Genomic DNA, 17,420 nt, shown 5'->3' on the forward strand with positions numbered 1-17,420 from the left:
CGTACACGACAAGCAATCCGCACTTCATGGAGTAGGTTATGAGCACCAACGAATCCGCCTTCTGGCATCCCATGCAGCATCCCGCTGAAATGCAGCAGCGCGAGCCGATCCGCATTGTGCGCGGCGACGGCTGTTATGTGTTCGACGATCGCGGCAACCGGCTCGTCGACGGCGTGGCGGGACTGTGGAACGTCAACGTCGGCCATAACCGGCGCGAAGTGAAAGACGCGATCGTGCGTCAACTGGACGAGCTCGAATACTTCCAGTTGTTCGACGGCATCTCGCATCCGCGCGCGGAAGAACTGTCGATGCGGCTGATCGACATGCTCGAACCGGAAGGCATGCGCCGCGTGATCTACAGCTCGGGCGGCTCGGACGCGGTCGAATCCGCGTTGAAGCTCGCGCGTCAATACTGGAAGCTGGAAGGCCAGGCGGATCGCACCAAGTTCATTTCGTTGAAACAGGGTTATCACGGCACGCACTTCGGTGGCGCGTCGGTGAACGGCAATACCGTGTTTCGCCGCAACTACGAACCCAATCTGCCGGGCTGTTTTCATGTCGAAACGCCGTGGTTGTATCGCAATCCGTTCACACAAGACCCGGCTGAACTCGGTCGTATTTGCGCCGAGATGCTGGAGCGCGAGATCATTTTTCAAAGTCCCGACACGGTGGCGGCATTTATCGCGGAACCGGTACAGGGCGCGGGCGGTGTGATCGTGCCGCCGGAGAACTACTGGCCGCTGATTCGCGAAGTGTGCGACAAGTACGGCGTGCTGCTGATCGCCGACGAAATCGTCACGGGTTTCGGCCGCACCGGCAGCCTGTTCGGCAGTCGCGGCTGGGGCGTGAAACCCGACATCATGTGCTTCGCGAAGGGCATTTCGTCCGGCTACATTCCGCTCGGCGCGACCGCGTTCAACGAGCGGATCGAGCAGGCCTTCATGCGCAACGCCACCTTCACCGGCGCGTTGATGCACGGCTACACCTACGCCGGTCATCCGGTGGCGTGCGCGGCGGCGCTGGCGAACCTGAAGATCGTCGAAGACGAGAACCTGACGGCCAATGCCGCGCAACAGGGCGCGCATCTGATCGAGGCGCTGCGGCCGTTCGCGCAGCGTTACGAGGCGGTCGGCGACGTGCGCGGCAAGGGGTTGATGGTGGCGCTCGATCTGGTGAAGTCGAAAACGACTCGCGAGCCGATCGATCCGACCTCCGGCTATGCGAACGCGGTGGCCGAAGTGGCACGCGCACACGGCGCGCTGGTGCGGCCGGTCGGCACGAAAATCATCCTGTCGCCGCCGCTGGTCGTGCAGGCCGAACAACTCGACGCGCTGGTCGGCGCGCTTGCAGCGGGTTTCGATGAAGTGAAGTTTGCAGCGTAGCTGCCGCATTACGGTTTTTTTTCGATTGAGCCGTTCTGGCCAGCCTGGCATAACATGTCAGCTTGATTTGCAACGGATGCGCCGCGCGTAGCGGCCGCCGTTCGAATCCAGGTTGGCGCTCGCCGCGACAGGCGGGCCGCTGTCGTATGAATGCAGTTTGTGCGGAGCAGGCGGGAGGAGACATGGACTTCCGGATCAGTACGCTGGCCGACGTGCACGATCATTCGCTCGCCGTGAGCGGTTGGGAGCAGGTCTATCGGCAGATGACGCCGGGGCGCTTTCAGAGCACGCTGGTGCAGGCGAGTTCGGCCGACTTTCACTTCTTCCGCGAAACCACCAATCGGCGCGTGGCGCAACACGGCGTTTCGCCGGCCGGTCTGGCTTCGATCGCGGTGCCGCTGTATGCGCCGCTGGTCGGCACGTTTCAGGGGCAGCGCGTGGACGGTTATGCGCTGCTATTGCTCGGCGCCGGCGAGGAGTTTCGCTTCTACACGCCGGAGTCGATGCACTATGCCGGCATCAGCGTGTCGGCCGAGTTGATGGAAGACCTGCTGAGCTTCACGGTCGGCGAGCCTGCCAGCGGGCAGGCACGACGCGGTGTGTTGCCGCTTTCCAGCGAGCAGGGCGTAATGCTGCGCGAGCAACTCGCGCCGTTTCTCGATGCCGCCGAACGCAACGCCGCCGCGTTCGCGCACCCAGCCGTCACCAAAGTGTTCCGCGACGAAATGGTCAGCGTGCTGGCGGGCCTGATCGAGAGCGCGTCGCAAACGCCGGCGCGCGACCTCACCCATACCACCTACAGCGATATCGTGCGGCGCTGCGAGCGCATTCTGCAAGAGAACGCCGAATTGCCGGTCACGGTGCTCGATCTGTGCCGCGCGTTGCGTTGCAGCCGACGCACATTGCAAACCAGTTTTCAGCGCGTCGCCAACGTGACGCCCGTTGAGTATCTACGATCGATCCGGCTCAACGCCGTGCATCGTTTACTGCGCATGACGAGCGCCGACGAGCTGTTGATCGGCGACGCCGCCTGCCGTTGGGGCTTCACGCACCTCAGCTACTTCGCGCGCGAATACCGCGACCTGTTCGGCGAATTGCCGTCGCAGACGCCGCGTTCGAGTTGACGCGGCGCACCGCCTTCCAGGCGTAAACCCCGGTTCCCGCCGTGTTGCCGATTTGTGCTCCCGCTCGCTAATTTTGGCTTTCTACAGTGCATCAACACTTGCACTGCGGGCGGCGTCTTCGTCGCGATGCAGACGAAGATCACTCCTGGAGCCACACATGAGCATTGCCGCCGAACCGGCGCCGTCCACCGAGTTGCGTAAGGGAGCCCTTGGACTGGGCTTCATCATTTTCTTCGTGATTTCGGCGGCTGGACCGCTGGTCGCGATCGCAGGAGGCTTTCCGATCGGCATCATGCTCGGCAACGGTGCGGGCACGCCGGCACTGCTGATCGCTACCGTGGTGATACTGTTAATGTTTTCCGCCGGCTATACCGCGATGTCGCGTCATGTGACCAACGCAGGCGGCTTCTACGCGTTCACGGCGCGCGGCCTGGGCGGTACGGCGGGCGGCGCGGCGGCACTGATCGCGCTGCTCGGCTACAACACGATGCAGATCGGTCTGTACGGCATGTTCGGCGCGGTCGCTTCGGGCTTCCTGAGCGTTCATTTCAACCTTGCCGTGCCGTGGTGGGTCTGCTCGCTCGCGGCGATGGCCAGCATCGGCGTGTTCGGCTACCGGCAGATCGATCTGTCTGCGAAGGTGTTGTCGCTGCTGGTGTTCGGCGAATACATCGTGGTCTTGATCCTCGATCTGGCGATTCTGAAAAGCGGCGGCGACAGCGGCATCGACACGGTTTCGTTCACGCCGCATGCGTTCATGAGCGGCACGCCGGCCATCGGTTTCCTGTTCTGCTTCGCGAGTTTTATCGGTTTCGAAGCGACCACCATCTATAGTGAAGAGGCGAAAGATCCCCAGCGCACGGTGCCGCTCGCCACCTATATTTCGGTGCTGCTGATCGGTGTGTTCTACGCGTTCTCGGTCTGGTGCATGGTGATCGGTGCGGGCAGCGGGAAGATCGTCAAGACGCTGACCGCGTTGAGCGATCCGACTACGTTTCTCTATACGTTATCCGACCATTACGCCAGCAAGACGTTGACCACGGCAATGAGCGTGCTATTCATTACCAGCGTCTATGCGGGGCTGCTGGCGTTTCATAACTCCGCGTCGCGTTACTTCTTCGCGACCGGTCGGGAAGGTTTGCTGCCGCAAGCGCTGGGCCGTACGCATCGGGTGCACTGTAGTCCGCATATCGGTTCGCTGCTGCAGACGGCACTCGCCGCGCTGGTCGTGCTGGTGTTCATCGTTGCGCATGCCGATCCGGTGCTGACGCTGTTCTCGTGGCTGACCAATGTGGCGACGTTGTGCATCATCGCGTTGATGACGCTGTCGTCGGCGGCGGTGCTGGTGTTTTTCGGGCGCATGGGTAGCCACGACGCGGGCGTGATGCGCGTACGCGTGCTGCCCGTGCTGTCGGGTATTGCGCTCGCTGTGGTGCTCGTGCTCGCGATCGTGAATTTTCCGCTGCTAACCGGGGCTGGCGCAGGGGTGTCGTATGCGTTGACCGCGTTGTTGCCTGCGTTCGCCGTGGCCGGTGTGGTTGCGGCCAGGACGCTGCGGCAGCGCGACCGTGATGCGTTCGAGCGGCTGGGGCGGTCGCGGTTGTGAGGTCGTGGGTGGCGCCGTCACGCGTTTTCAAAGTGAGGCGGCGGCCGACAAGGGCAATGCGGTGTCAGGACGTCAGTGCGTCGCCGCGCGTTTTCACCAGCCGTGAAAGCGTCGCCATTCCACGCTGGCGCCGTCCGGCGCGACCGCGTGATACTCGGGAAACTGCGCGCCGGTTGCGCAAGCGTGATTCGGCAGAATGCGCAGCTTCATGCCGAGCGGAAAGCGCTGGGTGATGTCGTCGGCGGAACCGGCGGTTGCTTCGGCTTCGGTTGAGGCCGACGTCGACGACAGAATCCCGTGCTCCTGATTCGCGCCGCTCACCACGTATCCGGCTAGCGGCGTGCCGTTCAGCAAACACGGCTGGCCGTAACCGAAATCGTGCGCCTGCTTCGACGTGCCGCGATCGCGGCTCAACGCCATCCAGCCCGCGTCGAGAATCGCCCAGCCCTTGTCCGCCTGATGACCGATCACGGTGGCGAGCACGCTCAGCGCGATGTCGTCGAGCGCGCAGACGCCGACGTTGTGCATGACCAGATCGAACAGCACGTAGACGCCGGCGCGTACTTCGGTCACGCCGTCTAGTTGCGCGGCGGCCAGCGCGGTCGGCGTCGACCCCACGCTGACGGCGGGGCACGCAATGCCGGCTTCGCGCAGCCGTTCCGCCGCGCGCACGCAGCCCGCCCGTTCCTGCTCCGCGAGCGCGGCGAGCGCTTCGGGCGTATCGAGTTCGTAGCTGGAGCCGGCGTGCGTCATCACGCCGCCTACCTTGACGCCGTTGTCATGCAGAATCAGGCCGACCACGAGCAAGGTGTCCTGTTCGGGCGTGATGCCGGAGCGGTGTCCGTCGGTGTCGACCTCGATCCACACCTCGAACGTTTCACCGTGCTGGTCGCCGAACGCGGCAATCGCCGACGCGGCGCCCGGGTTGTCCACCACCAGCTTCAGATCGCAGCCCTGGCGACGCAACGCCAACGCGCGCGGCAACTTGGCGGGCACCATGCTGACCGCGTACAGAATGTCGGCGACCCCGGCCGCGAAAAACGCCTCCGCTTCCTTCAGCGTGGATACCGTAATGCCGCGCGCGCCGGCGGCGATCTGCGCGCGGACCACGTCGATACATTTGGTGGTTTTCACATGCGGGCGGAACGCCACGCCCAGCGTGTTCATCTGCCCCTGCATGCGAGCGATGTTCTTCTGCATGCGCGCGACGTCGATCAGCGCGGCGGGCGTTTCAATATGGTCGAGTTTCATGTTTTCACCGGTAAAAAGCGTGAGTTCAGTTCGGGCCGAAGCGGCGCAGCCACGGCGTCAGCAGATCGAGCGCGGGCGACTCGATCTCGGGCGGCTGCGCGCCGCCGACGAGCGGTAAGCCGACGCGGTTGTGCCAGTATGTTCGCAAGCCGACGGCGGCGGTGCCGAACATGTCGTAGCTGGAGCCCGCGACGAACGCGGCTTCGTGCGCTTGCACGCCGAGTTGGTCGAGGGCGAGCCGATAGGGCAGCGGATCGGGTTTGTACACGCCGGCTTCTTCGGCGGTCACGATGGCGTCCCAGCGAACCGGGAACAGATTCGCCGCCTGCTTGCCGAGGCGCGCGGAGCAGTTGGTGACGACAGCCAGTTTGCAATGCGGCACAAGCGCCTGCAACGCGTCGACGGCGCCGCTCCAGGGGGCAAGCTTTAGCCAGTCGGCTTCGAGCGCGAGCGGCGCGGATTCGGGCAGACCGACTTCTTTGGCGGCGTCGCGCACCAGTTGTTCATACGGAACGTATCGGCCGCAGCCGTAGGTTAGACGCAGATAGGCGGCCCGCCATGCACGGCCGCTTTGTTCGGACCCGGCGGCGTGGTTCCACGACGTCCACGAGTCGAGCAGTGCGGTCAGAAGGTCGAAGAGCACCGCTTTCGGGTAGGCGGCGGGTGCGGATGTGTCAGTCATGATGTGCCCGGCTTTGAGTGTGAACCGATTATAGGTTTGCATCGGTACCGTGGCGTTTAGCCGGCTTTACTCATAGATTCAGCCGGACTGAATCTTCCTGCGATCATGCAACCCAGCCACCGTGCTTTGATATTCAGCGCCGCCACGGCGGCAGCGGCCTGAAACGGCCCTGCAGATACTGCATGAAATGACGGGTGCGCGCCGGCAGTCCGGTGCGTTGATGCGTGAGCGCGATCACGTTGGCATCCGGCGTTTTCCATCCCGGTAGCAGACGCACCAGCTTGCCTTTGGCGATGTCGTCGGCGACATCCCATTCCGAGCGCAGAATCACGCCGCGACCTTCGCACGCCCACTGTCGGATCACGTCGCCGTCGTTGCAGCTCATACGCGGCGCCACGCGTACGCTGTGGCGCGTGCGGCCTTTGCTGAACTGCCAGAGCGTGACGTCTTCGTTATTTTCGCGCAGCACGATGCAGGGCAGCCGGCTCAATTCCTCCGGCGACTCCGGCGTGCCGACACGCCGGATCAGGGAAGGCGCCGCGCAGACGAAGCGCGCATTCGGCGCGATCGTGTAGCCGACCCGATTCGACACCGGCAGTTCGCCGATATGCACGACGATGTCGAAGCGATCCATCGTCTCGGTCAACGGCTGGTCGGATAGCGTGAGCGCCACGTCGATATCCGGGTGCTCCTGCTGGAAGGCCGCAATTGCCGGCGCGAGATGGCGCCGGCCGAAACCGAGCGGCGCATTGATTTTCAGCGTGCCGATCAGGCCGCCGCGGCGCATCTGCAAATCGTCGAATAAGGCGTCGAACTGCTGGACGAGTTCGGCGCCGCGCTCGCACAGCAAGGTGCCTTCTTCCGTGAATTGCAGGCGGCGCGCGGTGCGGTTGACCAGTTGCGTGCCCAACTTCTTTTCGAGTTGCTGAAGACGCTGTGTCACCGCCGACGGCGATAGCCCTAGTTTTCGCGCTGCGGCGATCAGGCTGCCGCTGTCGCGAATGGTCAGCAGGAAACGGATATCGGTCGAATCGTTCATGTCGGCGACGGTTGAATGCTGGAACCTGGCAGCTTAAAGCCTTTCAACGGGCTTTAACCTGTTTTAGCGTTTTTGGATGCGAGGTTTCCACCGCCGTGCTGTCTGAGCTACACCAATGAGCCGCCCGAAATGCACAGCCGGCGTTGCAAGCTAAAGAGATGATTCTGTAAAGAAGTCGACAGCTTGACCCGCTAAAGTGTGCGCCAGGATTGAAGCGGCGCAGGCCGCGTCCGTTTTCCATCGCATCGTTGCCGTTTTTACTGGAAGAGAAGTCTCATGTCGTCTTCAGCTAATCCGTCAGGCGCGACTCCGTCGAACGATCCGGCCCGGCAGCCGGACGCTGTTGTGCAAGAAAATCCCCTGAAACAAGGGGTATTTCTGCACACGGGCTGGCGTAGCGCGGGAACGTGGGTCTGGTCGCGTCTGCGCGCGCTCGACACGGCAACCGGTTTCTACGAACCGCTCAGCAACGTGCTCGCGGACCTGAGCCTCGCGGATGTCGCCGCGTCGCGTCCCACGCTGACATCCGGTCATCCGCCGCTCGCCGCGCCGTATTTCGACGAATACCGACCCTTTCTTCACGAAGGCGCGCGTGGTGTCGAAGGATATAGAAAACGCTTCGGTGTCGATCGTTTCGCCATCGCACCGGATGCGGAATTCCCCGCGTTGCAGGCCTATTTGCGCAATCTTTGCGAGCGTACGCTGGAGCAGGGACGTGTGCCGGTCTTCAAGTTCTGCCGTTCGTCGGGCCGCTTGCCGTGGTTGAAGCAGGCCTTTCCGCAAGCCATGCATGTGGGTGTGTTGCGCAATCCCGCGTCGCAGTTCGCGTCGGGCTGGCTGCTCAGTCAGCAATGGAGCAATGCGTTTTTTGTCGCGGCGCCGTTTCGCGTGCTGGGTTTGAATCAGACGGATCCGCTGGTCAGGGAGGCCATCGCCGTCTGCGGCGTGAGCCTGCCGCCCGTCGCGCCCCCCTCGGACGATGCGTACGCGCTATCGTGCGAACAATACGCGCGCAGCGCGGAGGCCAATAACGCGTACCGGGCCTTCGTCGCGTTGTGGATTCTTTGCGCGTTGCGGATGGCTGACGGCGTGGATTTGCTGGTCGATATGGACCAGCTCGGGCAGTCGCGCGACTACGCGGCCGGCTTGCGCGCCGTGTTCGAGACGCACAGCGGTCTGTCGCCCGACTTCAGTAGCGCACGCGATCTGGTGGACGAGACGCGACGCAGTGCGGCGCGCATCACCGGCATCGACGGACGGTCTATGCGCACCGTTCACTCCGCCGCGCTGAAATTCCTCAAGGCGCAGGGCGCGACCGATACAGCGTTCATCGAACGGGTTCGCGAGAAGATGGTACTGGCCAACGAGCTGACGGAGCTTTGGCGCTGATTGCGCGAGCCGGTACACTCGCCAGACCAATACAGTTGCCACACAAAAAACAATACAGTGAGGCGCGGTTTTATTGCGCTGTATCGGGAATCCGACCGGCGCCGTCGATACAGTTTGCAAGTCTTGGCGAGTCTGCCGGCGAGCGGAACACCGCTCGCGCGCAGCACGGCTCAGCCTGATCTTTTTGCCTGCGGCCGGGAACCCGACCTGCGTCGCGGCCGATCCCGAACCCGAGGTAAGGACATGAATGCAGTGAACGAGCAGGCGAAGCTGTCGGTGCAGCAGTTGGGCCACCATATCGGCGGCGCGCCGGTTGCGGCGACCAGCGGCCGCTTCAAGGACGTGTTCAATCCGGCCACCGGCAAGGTGACCGGTTCGGTTGCGCTGGCCTCGGTCGAGGAAGTGGACGCGGCCGTGCAGGCCGCCAAGGCCGCGTTCCCGGCGTGGAGCGAAACGGCACCGCTCAAGCGTGCACGCATTCTGTTCAAGTTCAAGGAATTGCTGAACCAGCACCACGACGAACTCGCCATGCTGATCACGCGCGAACACGGCAAGGTGTTCACGGACGCGCAAGGCGAAGTGGTGCGCGGTATCGAAGTAGTCGAGTTCGCATGCGGCATTCCGAACCTGCTGAAGACCGACTTTACCGACCAGATCGGCGGTGGCATCGACAACTGGAATCTGCGTCAGGCGCTCGGCGTGGTCGCGGGCATCACGCCGTTCAATTTCCCGGTCATGGTGCCGATGTGGATGTTCCCGGTCGCGCTGGCCTGCGGCAATACGTTCGTGCTGAAGCCGTCGGAGCGCGATCCTTCCGCGTCGCTGCGTATCGCGGAGTTGCTGAAGGAAGCCGGCCTGCCGGACGGCGTGTTCAACGTCGTGAACGGCGACAAGGTGGCGGTCGACGCGCTGATCGAGCACCCGGACGTCGCGGCACTGTCGTTCGTCGGCTCCACGCCGATCGCCGAATACATCCACGCGGAAGCGTCGAAGCGCGGCAAGCGCGTGCAGGCGCTCGGCGGCGCGAAGAATCACCTCGTGGTGATGCCGGACGCGGATCTGGACCAGGCGGTCGACGCGCTGATCGGCGCGGCCTACGGATCGGCAGGCGAGCGCTGCATGGCGATTTCGGTAGCGGTGGCGGTGGGCCATGTTGCCGATACGCTGATCGAGAAGCTGGTGCCGCGCGTCAAGTCGCTGGTGATCAAGAACGGCGAGCATCTCGATGCGGAGATGGGTCCGCTGGTGACTGCCGAACATAAGGCCAAGGTGGCCGGTTATATCGCTTCGGGCGTGGAGGAAGGCGCGAAGCTGATCGTCGACGGGCGCACGCACCCGGTGGCGAATGAGGCGGGTTTCTTTATCGGCGGCACGTTGTTCGATAACGTCGGGACCGAAATGAAGATCTATCAGGAAGAGATCTTCGGCCCGGTGCTGGCAGTGGTGCGCGTGCCCGATTTCGCGAGCGCGGTCGCGTTGATCAACGCGCATGAGTTCGGTAACGGCGTGTCGTTGTTCACGTCCGACGGCGGCGTGGCGCGCGCGTTCGGCCGGCAGATTCAGGTCGGCATGGTCGGCATCAACGTGCCGATTCCGGTGCCGATGGCATGGCACTCGTTCGGCGGCTGGAAGCGCTCGCTGTTCGGCGATCATCATGCGTATGGCGAAGAGGGCGTGCGCTTCTATACGCGCTACAAGAGCATCATGCAGCGCTGGCCGGATAGCATCGCGAAGGGTGCGGAATTCACGATGCCGGTGGCGAAGTAATCGGTAGAGAATAAAAAAGTATTGCTGTAATGAGAAAGCCACGCCTGATTCAGGCGTGGCTTTTTTTTCATTTGAGGCCTAGAAATAGGCTAGATATTCGTTATGCATTGAATCAGGTTGCTTTCTGAAATTTCTCATCTTTGCCTCGTCAATTTCGTCATCGCGTCCTACGTAGAATCGCGCCTTCTGGCCCGTTAGCGTTGGCAGCGCGAGCCGAGGGAGACAAAAATTGGGCATAGAGAATGAAGCTAACCGATTTGATTCAGGCCATTCGCAGCGATCTGATCCAGCATGAGCGACTGCTAAAAACGGATATTCCGTCGCTGCCTGCCAACACGCTGTTACCGCGCCGGGCTGTGACGGTTGCCGAACTCGGTCGCGATTTCAGCGTGACGATCGACATGGTCTCGGTGGACAGCGACATCGAACTCAAGACGTTGATGTCTCAGCCGATGACGCTCTGGATTCAGCAGGCCGACAAATCTTATCTGCCCATCAACGGCTACGTTCATCGCTTCCGGCGACTCGGCACTAACGGCGATCTGACCAGCTATCAGATCAGCTTCGCGTCATGGCTGCATTTTCTGCGCTTGCGCAGCGACATGCGGATCTGGCAGGACCGGTCCGTCGACGACATCATCAGCGACGTATTCAACGAGCACCCGCAGGCGCAGGGCAAATTCATCTTCGCGCTATCGCGCTCCTTGCCGTTGCTGTCGTATTGCCGCCAAAGCGAAACCGACTGGAATTTCGTCCATCGGCTGATGGAGTCGGAGGGGCTATACGGATTCTTCCGGTACAGCGCGGACGGTCAATCGCATACGTTCGTTATTACGGACGATCTGCGGTACGTCGACGAGATATCGCCCGTGCGCTACTACGGGTCCGACATACGTGGCAGCGACGTTGATGCGCTCACGCTGTGGTCGGGTTCGCGCACGCTGCAAAGTGCCGCGTATGCGACACGTACGTCCGATTACAAGAATCCGCCCATACCCGCGCGCCCAAAAGGCACGCTTGTTCACGCTCGCCCGAATCAAGGGGCGTTGCCGTCACAGACTGAAATCTTCGAATACACCGGTTCGTACACGTACCGGGACAGCGAGCGAGGTCATGCGCTGTCGAAGATTCGCGTCGAAGAATGGGAGTCGCGCGCGAAGCGGTTTCATGGCGTAGGCGGTCTGCCCGGTATCGATGCGGGCCGGGTTTTCCAACTGGTGGATCATCCCGAGCATGATCGAGAGCCGGAAGAACAGCGCAAATTCGTTGCGCTCAAGGTATGGCGTTACCTCGAGAACAATCTGCCTGTCTCGCGTCAGGAACCGGATTATCCGCACAGCCTGAAACGCGAGTTGAAGCAAGCGATGGCGGGACGCGCCGACGACGAGTCCTTGAAGATTCGCCATTTCGACGGCAGCGAAGGATGCAGTCTGGTCGAGATCGAAGCACAGCGTACGACGGTGCCGTATCGCAGCCCGTTCGAACATAAAAAACCGGTGATGCATCTCGAGACCGCGATTGTCGTCGGGCCGAAGGGCGAAGAGGTCTACACGGACGAACTGAACCGTATCAAGGTGGTGTTTTTGTGGGACCGGCACAACCCCGGCAACGCGGGCGCGTCATGCTGGATTCGCGCCGCGCAGGCCGATACCGGCGCGGGTTATGGCGGCGTGCATGTGCCGCGAGTAGGCGAAGAGTTAATCATCGATCACGTCGGCGGGGATTGCGACAGACCGCTTGCTGTCCATCGCGTCTACAACGGTGCGGTGCGTCCGGCGTGGCACACGAACGGCATTCTTTCGGGCTACCGGTCGAAGGAATATCACGGCTCGGATTTCAGTCACTTCGTCATGGACGATGCAACGGGCCAGACACGCGCTCAATTGTTGAATAGCGGCAGCAACGGCATAACCCTGCTGCAGATAGGCTACCTGATCGATCAGAGCGGCAATACGCGCGGCGACTATCTCGGCTCGGGCTTCGATCTGAAAACGGATGCATGGGGCGCGATACGGGCCAATCGCGGCCTGTATCTGAGCACGTATGCGAAACCGTCGGGCAGCCAGCCGCTCGATGCGCGCGAGACGCAGGAGCAACTCGGCAATTCGGCAAGCCTGCTCAAAACCTTGGCCGACGCGAGCGAACAGATTCAGGCCGAAAGTCTGAAACCGGGGCATCAGGAACTGAAGGACTTTTCGGATGCGACCCGGCACAGCGTGTCAGGCACTTCGAAGGGAGGGCGGACAGCCGGTGGCGGCACCGGCAATGCGAATGTGTTTGCCAAACCGCTGCTGGCGCTTGGAAGCCCAGAGCACATTGGTTTTTCGAGCAAGGCTTCCATTCATACAACTGCCGATCGGCACATCAATCTCGCGAGTGGCCTGAGTACTGTCGTGGCGGCCGGAAAGTCGTTCATTGCGGGTGCGGTCGAGAAGATCAGTTTGTTCGCACAGCGCAGCGGAATTGATCTGTTCGCCGCCAAGGGGCCCGTCCGGATTCAGGCTCACGACGACGATATCGAATTGATCGCCGAGCGGGTGATCAAGCTTCTGGCAATCAAGGGGAAAGTCGATATCGCGGCGCTGGATGGTATCCGGCTGTCGTCAGGTGAAGGTTATATCGAGTTAGCTGGCGGCGACGTCAATATTCAGGCGCCCGGCAAGATCTCTTTCAAGGGAAGTCAGTACAGCTTCGAGGGGCCGGGCGGTGAGTCCTATCTTCTGCCGATGTTCAGACCGCCGTATCAGGCGCAGTACGTTCTAGAAAACGCAACGGACGGCGCGCCGATGATTCACCACCCTTATGAATTGAAGCTGCCTTCCGGGCGCACGTTGCTGGGTCGCACGAATTATCTGGGGGAGACGGTGCTGGTGTTTACGTCCAGTGCGCAGGATGTGCATTTGCGGGCGCTTGAACAGGATTCGGCCGAGGTGAAGCCCTGGACGTTTGCGGGTGGTGGGCAGGCGGATATTGAAGCCGACTATGTGGGCGATACCGGTAACGATTGAATAAGACAGGAGGCTATATAGCATGGGGGCATCGCTTAAAGAAGCAGGTTCGACCTGCACGACGGTTAATGAGAAACCGGAATACGCGCGTATTCCGCCCGGCAAGAAGGGTTATTTACAGGAGAAGGTCGAGCACGCGTTGCAAGTGCCGAAGATTGTGTACATCCGGTTGCCTGACGGTAGGACGACGGTCAATTTGTTGAAGCAGGTCGCGATGACATTGGCGATTCGCTACGATGAAACGAAGGCGTTGTTTTACTGGCAGTACAAGGCGGAGGTGAGCTTTGATATGTGGTCGTTTACAGCGTCGGGTGGAATCGCTGCACCAATGCCATTTTTGAGCGGCGACAAGACAGAAGGGTCAGGGCGGCGCCACAGTTTGAATCCATTTCCGCCGGGTATGAAACCGGGATTCCTGCGCCGCCCCGACTTGATCATCGTAAAAAATCCGGCGGACCGATGGCCCGGTCGCGGTAACGTCGACCGCGATGGTGCGTCCCATCGCGACAATATGTTGCGATTAGTTGAGGTCAAGTTTCCCGGCGATAAGTGGGGAGAAGGGCAAGAGGAGGCATACCAAATGATCGCAGGCGACTTCAAGAATCGCATGGCGGTGATTGACGTTAGCGATTGCAACCGGGCGTTGGAAAAAGCGCGTCAACGAGCGTTGGCGAACGCGCCTGCTCCGCAGTCAGCTAAGGGAAGGCAACGACGACGCGTGCCTATTCGCACGATTGCACCCGTGACTGAACCTGTCTGGTATGAGGACTGGTGGTCGTCGGCGGAACAGCACGTCGACGAGTTCGCCGAAGCGGTCGCGCCAATATGGGATGCGGTTCATCGCGGCTACACCTATCTGTCCGAAGAAACGAGCGCTTTCCTGCACGAGCAGGCACCTTGGATATTTACTGCCGGTCAGTGGGTTGCGGATAAGGCAAGTAATGCATGGGTATGGGTCGATGAAACGGGGCAGGAAATTTATCGATACACGATGGAGCAACTACGGGCCGGTTGGAACGAGATTGTGCGCACCACCGACATGACTTGGGAATTTCTGAAGCAGATCGATTGGGCTCAGGTCGCCATCACGACGCTCAAGTTACTGGCTGCCATTGTTGTCGTAGTTGCTGCCGTCGCCATTGTCATTCTGATTGCTCCAGTGCTGGTCGCAATCTTTTCCGCGTTGGCTGCCATTGTTGCGACAGCCGGTGCGGAAGCGCTGGCGGCACTGGCAATCGGACTTGGCGTGACGACGCTCGCGGCGGGCTAATCTTTTTATAGTATCGACAGATTCAGAACTGACTATGACACTTCGTGATTCGAAATCCGTATCGACTCCTTTGCAAGCGTTGGTCCGCTACAAGGAGGATTTGAGTGTGCGCCTTGCGGATAACAGAATGGGCGTGCTGCCCGGTGTGATTGGCACGATGTACTTTGAGCGCGGTTCTCAACCGGCTGTGCGTCAAGCCATTCTCGATTGCTTCGATTACTTCGAGGAAATGTTCGGCGAGCATCTGAAGGGAGGCAAAGATATCGATCTCGGCAATTTCACCAAGCGCACCGCCGCCGGCGTCGAAAAGATAAGGCGCGCTATTTTGGATACTCCGTCATACCTCGGAGTCAGCGCGATTCGTTCCAGCGCAACCAATCAGGACGCGGCCGCCGATTACAACATAAAGACACTTACCGGGGTCGCGATTCCCGATGACTATATTTCGCCCACGGGGCGATTGAAAGTACCCAAGGGCAAAGAGTCTGGCTTGTCGTATCTGAAATTCAACGTGCCGATGGATCTGGTGACGACGGAAGAGGGCATCGCGCAGTACGAAAATTTCCTGCGTTACGTGTGTGAAAAGCTCGTGGTACGCGGCGGTTACGGTGGTCTTTCTCCGATTCTCCCCTATAGCTATCACCGCTATACATCGCAGGAATGGGCACTTGCTAGCCGATTCAGTGGGCTGGAAATCGACAGCACGGCGCATCTGTTGATCTATAGCTACGACCCCGTTTCATATGAAGGCGAGTCGAGGGATGATTTGACTGCGGCCTACGATCACCTGCACCCGGGAGCAAAGGTCGGTCGATGGGGTTTCATCAAAGGAGTGAACTGGTACACGATTCTCGGCGATTTCTTTGTAGAGCGTTTTGGCGGCGAAGCTGCACTACGCAAGGCACTCGACCGCCCCGACATCCATATCGAACATATCGGGTCGTCATTACTGATTCGCGCGGGCGATTTTCCGCGTCTCGGCGCACCTGAAGAGGGTCTACCCGAACCATATGTCTTCGTGAACAGCGTATTACGTGTGCTGCGCGATCCGAAGCCGGATGGCCTGCATCTATACGACCCGTATCTTCCGCATGCGGATACGAAGAATGCACGGACGTGGACAGCGCGTTTCGATCTACCCGATGCGCCGCCCATTCCCGAGCCGCCGACCATCGTGCCGTTCCCCGTCAAACGTAAACCCGTTCGCCATAGCGTACCGGGTGGTAGCCCGTGCCCGGAAACGGGATGGTGGCAAACCCCCGCGAAGGCGGACAGTCGTCGCTATTTCGAAGCGGGAGAAATCATGCCGGTCTTTGCGGGCAGCAGATGGGGCGCAACAAACTGGATCTGGTCTGAAGACGAGAGTACATCATGACTGACAGGCAAGGGATGGTACGTCGAACGATGGGCGATTTTTCGTCCGACTTGAGTCGTAGTCTGGCTAGCGCGAGTGACAGCGGTTACGGCGGCTGGTTAGTCCTTTGATAGCACCAACAGATACGGAACAGACAATGACATTCCGTGATTCAAAACCCATATTGACGCCCTTGCAGGCGCTGGCACGCTACAAGGAATATTTGAGTGTGCGCCTTGCGGATAACAGCATGGGCGTGCTGCCGGGTGTGATTGGCACGGTGTATTTTGAGCGCGGTTCCCAACTGGCTGTGCGTCAAGCGATTCTCGATTGCTTTGACCGCTTCGAGGAAATGTTCGGCGAGCATCTGAAGGGAGGAAAGGATACCGATCTCGGCAAATTCACGAAGCGAACCTTTGCCGGTGTGGAGAAGATTCGGCGAGCCATTCTTGAGACGCCGGCACACGAGCAGGTCAGCGTGCTTCGTTCTAGGGAAGGTCTGCAAAAGTCCTGGCATTGACGTCTGGGTGAACTATCCTGGGAGATAGGAAAATTTAAGGGGTTCGTCGATGACACAACTTGGTCTTGGTCTGGATCTCTCAACGAAACGCACACGCAAGCGGGAATTTCTCGATGAGATGAGGCGCGTTGTGCCATGGTCGAGATTGATTGCGTTGATCGAACCGCATTATCCGAAGGGTAAGACTGGCCGGCCGCCGTTCCCGATTGCGACGATGCTGCAGATTCATTTCATGCAGCAGTGGTTTAGTCTGTCAGACCCGGCGATGGAAGAGGCGCTTTATGACGTACCGTTGTATCGCGACTTTGCGGGGCTGGATGAGGGTATGACGCGTTTGCCGGACGAGAGCACGATTCTCCGGTTCCGTCACCTGCTCGAAACGCACGGGCTGGCTGCACAGATGCTCACGCTGGTCAATGAGATCCTGAGCGAGAAAGGCCTGTTGCTCAAATCGGGGTCGGCTGTCGACGCTACCTTGATTCCGGCACCGAGTTCGACGAAGAACGGCTCTGGTACACGGGACCCGGAAATGCACCAGACGAAGAAGGGAAATCAATGGTACTTCGGGATGAAAGCGCACGTCGGCGTTGACGCTGAGTCTGGCCTGGTTCACACCGTCATCGGTACAGCCGCTAACGTTCACGACATCAACGCAGCCGAAGCGTTGTTGCATGGCCAGGAAACGGATGTGTACGCTGACGCCGGATATCAGGGAATCGAAAAGCGTTGCGAGGCTGACGCAGTACGCTGGCATATCGCGATGAGACCGGGCAGGCGCAGACAACTGGACCTGAGCGATCGTCTGGACGCGATATACGATCAGATCGAACGCCTGAAGGCTGGCATCCGCGCCAAGGTCGAACATCCGTTCCGCGTCCTCAAGCAGCAGTTTGGCTACACGAAGACCCGGTACCGGGGTTTGATGAAAAACACTGCCCAGATCACGACATTGTTTGCTCTGGGCAACCTGTGGATGGCACGCAAGGCTTTGCGGAAAGCTTGAAACGGTCGGGAATTGATGCAGCGAG

The 17,420-nt window shown here is 60.5% G+C and carries 12 protein-coding genes and 1 pseudogene; 10 read left to right on the plus strand and 3 right to left on the minus strand.

What is annotated here, in order from left to right:
* Nucleotides 1-38: 38 nt before the first annotated feature.
* The 3 genes from GGD40_RS33515 (at nt 39) to GGD40_RS33525 (ending at nt 4,112) form a co-directional block, all read left to right on the plus strand.
* Nucleotides 39-1,382 (plus strand): aspartate aminotransferase family protein, encoded by a 1,344-nt coding sequence (locus GGD40_RS33515; RefSeq protein WP_179746600.1) that lies wholly within the window; start codon nt 39-41, stop codon nt 1,380-1,382.
* Between the two features lie 182 nt (nt 1,383-1,564).
* The gene (locus tag GGD40_RS33520; RefSeq protein ID WP_179709694.1) at nt 1,565-2,506 is read left to right on the plus strand and encodes a helix-turn-helix domain-containing protein; all 942 of its coding nucleotides are present in this window, start codon (nt 1,565-1,567) and stop codon (nt 2,504-2,506) included.
* 157 nt (nt 2,507-2,663) lie between these two features.
* On the plus strand, nt 2,664-4,112 hold the full coding sequence (locus tag GGD40_RS33525; RefSeq protein ID WP_179746601.1) for an APC family permease: 1,449 nt from the start codon (nt 2,664-2,666) through the stop codon (nt 4,110-4,112).
* A gap of 93 nt (nt 4,113-4,205) precedes the next feature.
* On the opposite strand, the gene GGD40_RS33530 is transcribed toward GGD40_RS33525, so the two are convergent.
* The 3 genes from GGD40_RS33530 to GGD40_RS33540 all read right to left on the minus strand — a co-directional run bounded on the left by GGD40_RS33530 (nt 4,206) and on the right by GGD40_RS33540 (nt 7,084).
* On the minus strand, nt 4,206-5,363 hold the full coding sequence (locus tag GGD40_RS33530; protein ID WP_179746602.1) for a DSD1 family PLP-dependent enzyme: 1,158 nt from the start codon (nt 5,361-5,363) through the stop codon (nt 4,206-4,208).
* A 25-nt stretch (nt 5,364-5,388) separates the two neighbouring features.
* Complete coding sequence (locus GGD40_RS33535) at nt 5,389-6,045, minus strand: HAD family hydrolase (protein ID WP_179746604.1); 657 nt, start codon at nt 6,043-6,045, stop codon at nt 5,389-5,391.
* 133 nt (nt 6,046-6,178) lie between these two features.
* The gene (locus GGD40_RS33540) at nt 6,179-7,084 is read right to left on the minus strand and encodes a LysR family transcriptional regulator (RefSeq protein WP_179746606.1); all 906 of its coding nucleotides are present in this window, start codon (nt 7,082-7,084) and stop codon (nt 6,179-6,181) included.
* Nucleotides 7,085-7,360: 276 nt separating this feature from the next.
* Here GGD40_RS33540 and GGD40_RS33545 point away from each other — a divergent pair, with 276 nt between their 5' ends.
* The 7 genes and pseudogenes from GGD40_RS33545 (at nt 7,361) to GGD40_RS33575 (ending at nt 17,395) form a co-directional block, all read left to right on the plus strand.
* Nucleotides 7,361-8,473 carry a hypothetical protein gene (locus GGD40_RS33545; RefSeq protein ID WP_373565398.1) on the plus strand — a complete coding sequence of 371 codons (1,113 nt, stop codon included), beginning with the start codon at nt 7,361-7,363 and terminating at the stop codon, nt 8,471-8,473.
* Nucleotides 8,474-8,716: 243 nt separating this feature from the next.
* Nucleotides 8,717-10,240 (plus strand): CoA-acylating methylmalonate-semialdehyde dehydrogenase, encoded by a 1,524-nt coding sequence (locus GGD40_RS33550; protein ID WP_179709675.1) that lies wholly within the window; start codon nt 8,717-8,719, stop codon nt 10,238-10,240.
* A gap of 242 nt (nt 10,241-10,482) precedes the next feature.
* Nucleotides 10,483-13,248, plus strand: coding sequence for a type VI secretion system Vgr family protein (locus GGD40_RS33555; RefSeq protein WP_179746610.1), 2,766 nt, complete (start codon nt 10,483-10,485; stop codon nt 13,246-13,248).
* 22 nt (nt 13,249-13,270) lie between these two features.
* The gene (locus GGD40_RS33560; RefSeq protein ID WP_179746611.1) at nt 13,271-14,518 is read left to right on the plus strand and encodes a VRR-NUC domain-containing protein; all 1,248 of its coding nucleotides are present in this window, start codon (nt 13,271-13,273) and stop codon (nt 14,516-14,518) included.
* Nucleotides 14,519-14,552: 34 nt separating this feature from the next.
* Entirely contained in the window at nt 14,553-15,893 is a 1,341-nt protein-coding gene (locus tag GGD40_RS33565) for a type VI immunity family protein (RefSeq protein ID WP_179746613.1), read from the plus strand.
* 136 nt (nt 15,894-16,029) lie between these two features.
* Nucleotides 16,030-16,362 (plus strand): annotated as a pseudogene (locus GGD40_RS33570) (type VI immunity family protein); the annotation flags it as partial.
* A gap of 79 nt (nt 16,363-16,441) precedes the next feature.
* On the plus strand, nt 16,442-17,395 hold the full coding sequence (locus GGD40_RS33575) for an IS5 family transposase (RefSeq protein WP_179745028.1): 954 nt from the start codon (nt 16,442-16,444) through the stop codon (nt 17,393-17,395).
* The last annotated feature ends 25 nt before the right edge of the window (nt 17,396-17,420 follow it).

Origin of the sequence: Paraburkholderia bryophila (assembly GCF_013409255.1) — a bacterium.
In the GTDB taxonomy this organism is placed as follows: Bacteria; Pseudomonadota; Gammaproteobacteria; order Burkholderiales; family Burkholderiaceae; genus Paraburkholderia.

What these genes read in the sequence shown, in the direction of transcription:
- GGD40_RS33515 (WP_179746600.1), top strand. Translation starts at nt 39, where the DNA reads ATGAGCACCAACGAATCCGCCTTCTGGCATCCCATGCAGCATCCCGCT.
- GGD40_RS33520 (WP_179709694.1), top strand. Translation starts at nt 1,565, where the DNA reads ATGGACTTCCGGATCAGTACGCTGGCCGACGTGCACGATCATTCGCTC.
- GGD40_RS33525 (WP_179746601.1), top strand. Translation starts at nt 2,664, where the DNA reads ATGAGCATTGCCGCCGAACCGGCGCCGTCCACCGAGTTGCGTAAGGGA.
- GGD40_RS33530 (WP_179746602.1), bottom strand. Translation starts at nt 5,363, where the DNA reads ATGAAACTCGACCATATTGAAACGCCCGCCGCGCTGATCGACGTCGCG.
- GGD40_RS33535 (WP_179746604.1), bottom strand. Translation starts at nt 6,045, where the DNA reads ATGACTGACACATCCGCACCCGCCGCCTACCCGAAAGCGGTGCTCTTC.
- GGD40_RS33540 (WP_179746606.1), bottom strand. Translation starts at nt 7,084, where the DNA reads ATGAACGATTCGACCGATATCCGTTTCCTGCTGACCATTCGCGACAGC.
- GGD40_RS33545 (WP_373565398.1), top strand. Translation starts at nt 7,361, where the DNA reads ATGTCGTCTTCAGCTAATCCGTCAGGCGCGACTCCGTCGAACGATCCG.
- GGD40_RS33550 (WP_179709675.1), top strand. Translation starts at nt 8,717, where the DNA reads ATGAATGCAGTGAACGAGCAGGCGAAGCTGTCGGTGCAGCAGTTGGGC.
- GGD40_RS33555 (WP_179746610.1), top strand. Translation starts at nt 10,483, where the DNA reads ATGAAGCTAACCGATTTGATTCAGGCCATTCGCAGCGATCTGATCCAG.
- GGD40_RS33560 (WP_179746611.1), top strand. Translation starts at nt 13,271, where the DNA reads ATGGGGGCATCGCTTAAAGAAGCAGGTTCGACCTGCACGACGGTTAAT.
- GGD40_RS33565 (WP_179746613.1), top strand. Translation starts at nt 14,553, where the DNA reads ATGACACTTCGTGATTCGAAATCCGTATCGACTCCTTTGCAAGCGTTG.
- GGD40_RS33575 (WP_179745028.1), top strand. Translation starts at nt 16,442, where the DNA reads ATGACACAACTTGGTCTTGGTCTGGATCTCTCAACGAAACGCACACGC.